Annotated in this window: 7 protein-coding genes and 1 pseudogene; 5 read left to right on the top strand and 3 right to left on the bottom strand. The window is 51.4% G+C overall.

What is annotated here, in order from left to right; genetic code table 11:
- Nucleotides 1-67 precede the first annotated feature (67 nt).
- The 5 genes and pseudogenes from mdtL (at nt 68) to A7090_RS02995 (ending at nt 4,461) form a co-directional block, all read left to right on the top strand.
- The gene (mdtL, locus tag A7090_RS03010) at nt 68-1,243 is read left to right on the top strand and encodes a multidrug efflux MFS transporter MdtL (RefSeq protein WP_105272974.1); all 1,176 of its coding nucleotides are present in this window, start codon (nt 68-70) and stop codon (nt 1,241-1,243) included.
- A pseudogene (locus tag A7090_RS26100) lies at nt 1,218-1,328 on the top strand (HTH-type transcriptional regulator YidZ); the annotation flags it as partial. The gene mdtL and the pseudogene A7090_RS26100, both read left to right, overlap by 26 nt.
- A 128-nt stretch (nt 1,329-1,456) precedes the next feature.
- The gene (locus tag A7090_RS03005; RefSeq protein WP_105272973.1) at nt 1,457-2,206 is read left to right on the top strand and encodes a 4'-phosphopantetheinyl transferase family protein; all 750 of its coding nucleotides are present in this window, start codon (nt 1,457-1,459) and stop codon (nt 2,204-2,206) included.
- A 21-nt stretch (nt 2,207-2,227) separates the two neighbouring features.
- Nucleotides 2,228-2,794, top strand: coding sequence for a class I chromate reductase YieF (gene yieF / locus A7090_RS03000; protein ID WP_105272972.1), 567 nt, complete (start codon nt 2,228-2,230; stop codon nt 2,792-2,794).
- A 269-nt stretch (nt 2,795-3,063) separates the two neighbouring features.
- Nucleotides 3,064-4,461 carry a helix-turn-helix domain-containing protein gene (locus A7090_RS02995; RefSeq protein WP_105272971.1) on the top strand — a complete coding sequence of 466 codons (1,398 nt, stop codon included), beginning with the start codon at nt 3,064-3,066 and terminating at the stop codon, nt 4,459-4,461.
- Between the two features lie 203 nt (nt 4,462-4,664).
- On the opposite strand, the gene phsC is transcribed toward A7090_RS02995, so the two are convergent.
- Genes phsC through A7090_RS02980 form a run of 3 tightly spaced genes read right to left on the bottom strand, consistent with a single transcriptional unit; the run spans nt 4,665 to nt 8,234 of the window.
- On the bottom strand, nt 4,665-6,272 hold the full coding sequence (gene phsC / locus A7090_RS02990; RefSeq protein WP_105272970.1) for a thiosulfate reductase cytochrome B subunit: 1,608 nt from the start codon (nt 6,270-6,272) through the stop codon (nt 4,665-4,667).
- 8 nt (nt 6,273-6,280) lie between these two features.
- Nucleotides 6,281-6,697, bottom strand: coding sequence for a cytochrome c3 family protein (locus A7090_RS02985; RefSeq protein ID WP_105272969.1), 417 nt, complete (start codon nt 6,695-6,697; stop codon nt 6,281-6,283).
- A 1-nt stretch (nt 6,698) separates the two neighbouring features.
- Nucleotides 6,699-8,234, bottom strand: coding sequence for a flavocytochrome c (locus A7090_RS02980; protein WP_240246238.1), 1,536 nt, complete (start codon nt 8,232-8,234; stop codon nt 6,699-6,701).
- Between the last annotated feature and the right edge of the window lie 4 nt (nt 8,235-8,238).

Here is an 8,238-nt window from a genome sequence, read left to right as displayed (position 1 = left end):
CTGGAAAGTTGATCTGAGCTCTCAGTAAATATCAATACGGTTCTGACGAGCCGCTTACCTTGAGCCCATGTCCCGCTTTTTGATTTGTAGTTTTGCTCTGGTTTTACTTTATCCCGCCGGGATTGATATGTACCTCGTTGGTTTACCGCGCATCGCCGCCGATCTCAATGCCAGCGAAGCGCAGTTACATATTGCGTTCTCCGTTTATCTGGCGGGCATGGCAGCTGCGATGTTATTTGCCGGTAAAGTGGCCGATCGTTCAGGGAGAAAGCCGGTCGCCATACCCGGCGCGGCGCTATTTATTATCGCCTCAGTGTTCTGTTCACTGGCTGAAACCAGCACGTTATTTCTTGCAGGGCGCTTTCTACAGGGATTGGGCGCAGGGTGCTGTTATGTGGTGGCTTTCGCCATTTTACGCGACACGCTGGACGATCAACGTCGGGCAAAGGTGTTGTCGCTACTCAACGGCATTACCTGCATCATTCCGGTGTTAGCGCCGGTGCTCGGACACCTGATTATGCTTAAATTCCCATGGCAAAGTCTGTTCTGGGCGATGGCAATGATGGGCATCGCGGTACTGATGTTGTCTTTGTTTATTTTAAAAGAAACGCGCCCTGCGGCCCCCGTACCTTCGGACACCCCCCAGGAAAATAGCGAGTCGCTGCTTAATCGGTTTTTCCTCAGCCGTGTTGTTATCACCACCCTCAGCGTTTCGGTGATCCTCACTTTCGTCAATACATCGCCGGTATTGCTGATGGAAATCATGGGCTTTGAGCGCGGAGAATACGCCACCATTATGGCGTTGACCGCTGGCGTCAGCATGACCGTTTCATTTTCCACACCATTTGCGCTGGGGATTTTTAAGCCACGTACGTTGATGATCACCTCGCAGGTGTTATTCCTGGCGGCGGGGATCACCCTTGCCGTTTCACCTTCCCACGCGATTTCTTTGTTTGGCATCACGCTGATTTGCGCCGGTTTCTCGGTAGGTTTTGGCGTGGCGATGAGTCAGGCGTTAGGGCCATTTTCATTACGCGCAGGTGTAGCCAGCTCGACATTAGGCATCGCACAGGTTTGCGGTTCGTCACTGTGGATTTGGCTGGCGGCAATGGTTGGTATCGGCGCATGGAATATGCTGATCGGGATTCTGATTGCCTGTAGCATAGTGAGCCTGTTGCTGATTATGCTCGTCGCGCCTGGACGCCCCGTTGCCGCTCATGAAGAAATCCATCACCACACTTGATCTCAATTTACTGCTCTGTCTGCAACTGCTGATGCAGGAGCGCAGCGTGACCAAAGCGGCGAAGCGGATGAACGTGACCCTATCTCACAATAAAATGTAAAAAAGTTGTAATAAACTTGTCTGAATCGAACTTTTAGCCGCTTTAGTCTGTCCATCATTCCAGTACATGATTACTCTTGTATTCATAATGGACCATTAAGCATGGAGCGAAAAATGGCGACTCACTTTGCCCGAGGGGTTTTAACGGAAGAACATCTGATTTCTGTTCGTCTCCCCTCTCAGTGTCATCAAGAAGCCAGAAACAGACCCCCTCATCGTCAAAGCCGTTTCCTGGCGTCCAGAGGTTTACTCGCAGAACTGATGTTCATGCTGTATGGCATTGGCGAATTGCCGGAAATCGTCACCCTACCGGAAGGTAAACCGGTTTTCAGGGATAAAAATTTGCCCTCGTTTTCTATTTCCTATGCCGGGAATATGGTTGGTGTGGCGTTAACAACCGAAGGTGAATGTGGCCTCGATATGGAGCTGCAGCGCGCAACGCGTGGGTTTCATAGCCCACAAGCGCCCGATAACCACACCTTTTCCAGCAATGAATCGCTATGGATCAGTAAACAAAACGATCCTAACGAAGCACGAGCGCAGCTCATCACGCTGCGCCGAAGCGTGCTAAAACTAACCGGTGATGTTTTGAATGACGATCCGCGCGATCTGCAGCTGCTGCCCATTGCCGGACGCCTGAAATGTGCTCATGTAAATCATGTAGAAGCGTTATGCGACGCGGAAGACGTGCTGGTGTGGTCCGTGGCGGTCACGCCCACGATTGAAAAGCTCAGTGTCTGGGAGTTAGATGGCAAACACGGCTGGAAAAGCCTGCCGGATGTTCACAGCCGCGCCAACAATCCTACCAGCCGGATGATGCGTTTTGCCCAACTCTCTACCGTGAAGTCTTTTTCGCCAAATTGATAGACAACCACAGGAGTCATCATGTCTGAAAAATTGAAGGTGGTTACGTTACTGGGGAGCCTGCGCAAAGGCTCATTTAATGGCATGGTTGCACGTACCCTACCAAAAATTGCTCCAGCGAGCATGGAAGTCAATGCGTTACCTTCCATTGCCGACATTCCCCTGTATGACGCTGACGTACAGCAGGAGGAAGGTTTTCCTGCAACGGTTGAAGCTCTGGCAGAACAGATCCGTCAGGCTGACGGTGTGGTAATCGTCACGCCGGAATATAACTACTCGGTACCAGGCGGGCTGAAAAATGCCATCGACTGGCTTTCCCGCCTGCCGGATCAACCGCTGGCTGGTAAACCCGTGTTGATTCAGACCAGCTCAATGGGGGTGATTGGCGGCGCGCGCTGTCAGTATCACCTGCGCCAGATTCTGGTTTTCCTCGATGCGATGGTGATGAACAAGCCGGAATTTATGGGCGGCGTGATTCAGAATAAAGTTGATCCGCAAACCGGAGAAGTTATTGATCAGGGTACGCTGGACCACCTGACAGGACAATTGACCGCATTTGGTGAGTTTATTCAGCGGGTTCGGAACTGACTCCGTTAAATCACGTTAAATAAACCAGATATACTTAACATGTCTGGTTTATTTTATTAAAGAATGCATTAGCCAGATTCAACTATTATTGGTTTGTTCTCCACATTGGATATGGCATAGTAGTGCCATCCAGAGCGTTTTCCATAATAACATCAATAAACAAGTTCTGGTTTTAACTGGCATCGCGTCTACATTATGGATATGTTATGGACCGGGCATTATTACAACTAAGAAAAGCTTTATGTAGCAGTACCCAACTGGAAAAATCGATGTCCGCTTGTTTGCAAGCGATACGAGAGTCTATTGTCTGCGATGGTATTTTCTTCAACTACTACCGCAGTGATATTCGCTGTATTCAGTTTCTGGCACTGGCAACACATAAAACGGCACGCCCGAAATGGAACATCATTCCTATTCCAGAAAACATCGCCCGGCAGTTCGACTATGAAGAGAATTTTTCAACTCAACTGATTGATAATCTAAATCAGTGCCCGTTAACGGAATATGTGGTAAATACCTGCTTTCGTAATATCAAGTCGCTGATATTGATGCGGATGAATCTGGATGGCTCACGCCTAGGTGCTTTTGGTGTGTTTAGTCATGATGCCAACACATTTACCCACCAGCATGTCCAACTCTTCGAGTCCGTACGTGGAGAACTCTCCCTGTTAGCGTTTATAGCCCTGTCGCGACATAATATTTTATTGCCTGACAATCCCTCACCCACACTCACATTGCCCGGTATTGAAGAAGAAGAAAATTTTGTAACTTATTCCTCTGACGCCAATTTATATCAGTTGTATTGTTCATTACATAAACTGGCAAACAGTGTGACCCCTATATTACTGTTGGGCGAAGAAGGTGTGGGTAAAAGAACGTTTGCCAATGCATTACAGCAGCAGCGATTAAACGATAACGGATGTCATGGAATTATTGATCCCGTAGCACAGCAACTGGTTATTATGCAAAAAGGGAAATACATTCACAGCACAACACTATATTTCAACCAACCGCCAGGCATCATTCCTTTCTTGTCTTTACACCAGGGGTCGTTGCTGATTCACGATTTCAACAAAATACCCGAAAGCTGGCAAACATTTTTACTCGGCCTTAGCGGCAACTACCGCGAATATTGCCAGATGCAGGTCATCGCTATTCAGACCGAGCCTTACCATTTCCCGATGAACGAAATATGTGTACCGCAGTACATTGTCAGTCAACGCTATGCCAATGTTTTCTGCCAGGTGATTACCCTGCCACCGCTACGCTATCGCTACGACGATATTCCTCTGCTGTTAACCCATTATCTTGGTCGCCTGGCTAAACAACATCAGCAAAGTTCCCTACCAGGACTGGGGGAAGATTCCCTTCGCCTGTTATGGGAGTACTCATGGCCCGGCAATATTACTGAGCTCATTGCGGTACTGGAAAACGCCTGGTTTCGCGGGACACATCAGGAATTAACGGTTCTTCTGGCCGACGAGGCCAAACCCGAGGCCCTCGCCCCGCTTGATGAGGCCATACGACAGCATATTCAGCGGGCATTACGCCAGTGCGGAGGTAAAATTTCTGGCAAAGGCGGTGCCGCAGAGCTGCTTGGCGTTAACAGCAATACGCTGTACAGCAAAATTAAAAAGCTGGGAATTGTGGTGAAAGCAAAAGCGTAAAAATCCAGGGGATATAGATTGCTGGCAAAGTGCGTTTTGTTCATGCCGGATGCGGCGTGAATGCTTTATCCACCCTATAAAACCACGCAAATTCAATAAACTGCAGGAATTCGTAGGCCTGATAAGCGTAGCGCATCAGGCAATTTTGCGTTTGTCATCAGACTCAATCCCCTCACTCAGCCTGAGTGAGGGGACAGCTTTAGTTACTTTGTCTTGCGGGTACGATGGAAACCATCAAACATGCCTTTAATCAACGCACCAGGAGTATCGCCGGTACTGCACAGATAAAGGTGCACTGCCATAAACGCCACCATCACTACGGCAAGCGCATAATGGAGATACGCAACCACCTGTTTACCCGGCAGTGAGAAGATGAACTCTGGCGTATAGCCCGGATACATCATCAACAGCCCGGTAATCAACAGTAACGGCAGGCAGAGGAACATCACCGCGATATATCCCATTTGCTGCAGGATATTAAACTTCGCCGCTTCTGTAGCGTGTTCCGGATGAGGCTCTCCACGGAAAATACCATACAGATAATAACGCGTTTGACGGAGAACCCGACCGGCTATACCCTGCCAGCGAACCCGATAATGATGACCGTTCCCGCACATCGCCACCACAAGGAAGCCCAACCAGATAACGCCAAGTGCAATACCTGCCGCATTATGAACATCGACCCACAGCGAGAAGCCAGAGCGAACCCAATGCACAGCAAAACCACTTACGATCAGCACTACAAAGCAGAGTGCATTCAGCCAGTGCCAGCAGCGAACCGGTAGCGTGTAGAGATAATGTTTCTCTATGCTTGTTCCCTTTGCCCGCCGGCGCATAGCCATCCGTCCGAGGCCATGTGCAAGCAGTAGTACCACCAGCCCACATAAGCCATAAGCAACGTAGTAATCCATTCGCCCACTACCGTTATTACCGATCATGTAACTGTCGGTAAACAGGGCGCCATCAACCTGACGCACGGGCGGTGGAGGCACAGAAACTTTCGCCAGCTTTTCCCGGATGGCCTGGTCATCAAACAGTCCTTTGCCCAACAGGCTGCCCGCTGAGGCATTTTCATCGGGTGAGCTGTTTTTCAACCGATTAGCCAGCAGGGCGCTATCACCATGACACTGCTCGCAGGAGACCGCTTTCTCCGCAGGCAAAATACGGTGCAGAGTGGCGTCTTTAGTATCGGCGTGGCAATCAATACAGCGCAACGCACTCATATGCTGAGGCGCATACGGCAGCGCACTATGGGCCATATCCTGATCTTTAGACGCTTTCCCCCCAGACAACTGTGAATAAACACCCGCCCGCGAGTGGCAGTTGGTGCACTGCAGATTATCGTCGGCGATCTGTTGCTCGCTCGGGTGATTGATTTCACCTTTTTGCATGGTGTGCGCGTTGTGACAAGAAGTACAGGTAAACTGCCCCTGGGTTATTTTCTCTTTGTGCACGCTTTGCTGCACGGCATGAACCGTGTCGCGCATCGCCACGCCATGACAGCTTTCACAGCGATTAGCATCGACGGGCGCTAACTGATGAGGTGTAACGGCAAAACCTTCACTTTCCGGTTTGCTCTGGTGGCAGGCAACACAAGGCACAGCACCATGCACGCTTTCCTGAAAGCTATCAGGAGCGACAAACAAATCTGCCTGGATTTTATTGGTAGAGATCCCCTGAATATCGCTATCCGCATGGCAAGCCTGACACGGTTGATTCAGTTGTTCCGTCGCCACCGCCGCCGCGTGTCCGGCTACGGGAGACAATCCCAGCACCAGATAAAACAGCCCTCTTTTGAATAATCCGCGCATTACATCCCTCATGGCTTCATATCCGGATATTTAAAGAGATGGCAACTATTGCAGTAGATAACCGAAGGTTTGTGCTCGTTGTGACAAGCGGTACAAGGTACATCTTTGCCATAGTGCATGGAATCATGCGGGTTTGGCTCGGCGTCCTTATCTTTCGGATCAGGCTGCGTGAGTGCGGCAATCTGATCGCGCGTACCGTGACAGCTTAAGCAGGATTTATCATCCGGCGCGGCAACAGGTTTGCTGGTGCCGTGGCAGAGCTGGCACGACGTATCCCGCCCGGTAGCCTCCAGCGAGTGGTGATACGGCTTGGTGGTCATCGAATTAAGCTTTTGCGTAAAGGCAGCTTCCTCCTGCGGATTAACGGCAGCAACAGACAAGCTGCTTGTCATCAACAGCAACAGGCCCAGGAAAAATTTCGCCATGTTAAGCGCCTCCCAGGAAAGATGACTCATCGACCGGACTTGCCGCTGCGACACTACTGCCAGCCACACGCCCAAACACCAGGCAGTCTGCCACCGCACAGCTTCCCAGGCGGCTACCGCCGTGAGACCCCGCCGTGGCTTCACCAGCAGCATATAACCCAACAATAGGCTGACCATCCGCGGCGTTCAGCACTTCGGCGCGCATACTGATTTGCACCCCGCCCATAACGTAATGCACCTTCGGCCAGACGCGCACGGCAACATACGGCCCTTTCGCCAGCGAAATCGCCCGGCTTACGTCTTTATTCATTCGATCGCCGCCTTTACGTTCTACTGCCGCGTTGTAAGCGTCCACCTCTTCCTGCAAGGTGGCGTAAGGTATGCCAAAGTGCGCCGCCAGTTGCTCCAAGGTGTCGAACTGCCAAGCCACACCATAATGCAGGGCATGAGCGAGACTCTGCGCAAGCTTAGCCCCTTCCAGGTTGGTAAAGCAGATGGGATAAAGCGGATCGCCCTTTTCATCAACCTGAGCGAGGATCCCCTCTTCACGCTCTTTGCGATCGGCGAGTTCATTGGTGAAACGGTGTCCGGTACGCGGATTCACCATAATGCCGTTGGGAAAACCGGCTATGGTGTTAAATTGCGAGACATAGCCAAAACCACGTTCGTCGGGCGATGACCACGGGCCAAGCTGAATGAGATCAAGCTGGATGGGGTTCGCACCAATGCGCATCATCTGTACCAGACATTCGGCAGTGGCTCCGGGATGGTTTGTGGAATCTACCCTCTCGTCGAGTCCCGGATTTTGCAATTTGCGAAAACGCACATCATTGGAGAAACCGCCGGAGCACATCACCACGCCATAGCGCGCGCCGTAGTGGCGGATCTGCCCGCTTTGCTCATCGGGAAAACGATAATCGTCGCGCACGGTCAGACCAATCACGCGCCCTTGCGCATTCTGGATGAAGGATTCCATTTTGCAGCGGGAGCGGAAAACCACGCCCATGCGGGCCGCGGAGTCTTTTAGCGGGCGAGTGATCCCGGCGCCGGAGCTTTCGACGGTCTGTAGCGTGCGGGGAACCGAGTGACCGCCAAAATGCTGAACAAATGGTTTGTATTTCACGCCATGCTTCAGGGTAAATTCATAGGCAGAGGTGGTGTTCTCAACGAGGATTTTTAACTGCTCCTTGTCGTTCAGGCCGCGCCCTGCCTTTAACATATCTTTGTACATCAGTTCAGAAGAGTCATTGATCCCGGCTTTCTGCTGCAGGGGTGAACCGGCTACGGCAACTGCGCCGCCGTTGATCGCCGAATTACCACCAAAGACGGGCATTTTGTCGATCACCAGTACGCTGCGTCCGGCCTGCACCGCTTCTAGCGCGGCTGCAAGCCCGGCAAAGCCGCTTCCCACAACAATGACATCGTAAATTTTATGGTAGCGAAGTCCCGGAATCGGGGCGCAGATTTCCTGCGCCCCTGCCGTCCCCGCCAGCGCCGCAAGAGCGCCCCCCGTCGCCAGCACTGTCCCTTTCGTCAAAAAG

The sequence above is a fragment of the Escherichia sp. MOD1-EC7003 genome (assembly GCF_002965065.1).
GTDB lineage: Bacteria > Pseudomonadota > Gammaproteobacteria > Enterobacterales > Enterobacteriaceae > Escherichia.
Note: the sequence above shows the minus strand (reverse complement) of the source record. Positions and strands in the feature narration are given on the sequence as shown.

What these genes read in the sequence shown, in the direction of transcription:
- mdtL (WP_105272974.1), top strand. Translation starts at nt 68, where the DNA reads ATGTCCCGCTTTTTGATTTGTAGTTTTGCTCTGGTTTTACTTTATCCC.
- A7090_RS02995 (WP_105272971.1), top strand. Translation starts at nt 3,064, where the DNA reads ATGTCCGCTTGTTTGCAAGCGATACGAGAGTCTATTGTCTGCGATGGT.
- A7090_RS02985 (WP_105272969.1), bottom strand. Translation starts at nt 6,697, where the DNA reads ATGGCGAAATTTTTCCTGGGCCTGTTGCTGTTGATGACAAGCAGCTTG.
- phsC (WP_105272970.1), bottom strand. Translation starts at nt 6,272, where the DNA reads ATGCGCGGATTATTCAAAAGAGGGCTGTTTTATCTGGTGCTGGGATTG.
- yieF (WP_105272972.1), top strand. Translation starts at nt 2,228, where the DNA reads ATGTCTGAAAAATTGAAGGTGGTTACGTTACTGGGGAGCCTGCGCAAA.
- A7090_RS03005 (WP_105272973.1), top strand. Translation starts at nt 1,457, where the DNA reads ATGGCGACTCACTTTGCCCGAGGGGTTTTAACGGAAGAACATCTGATT.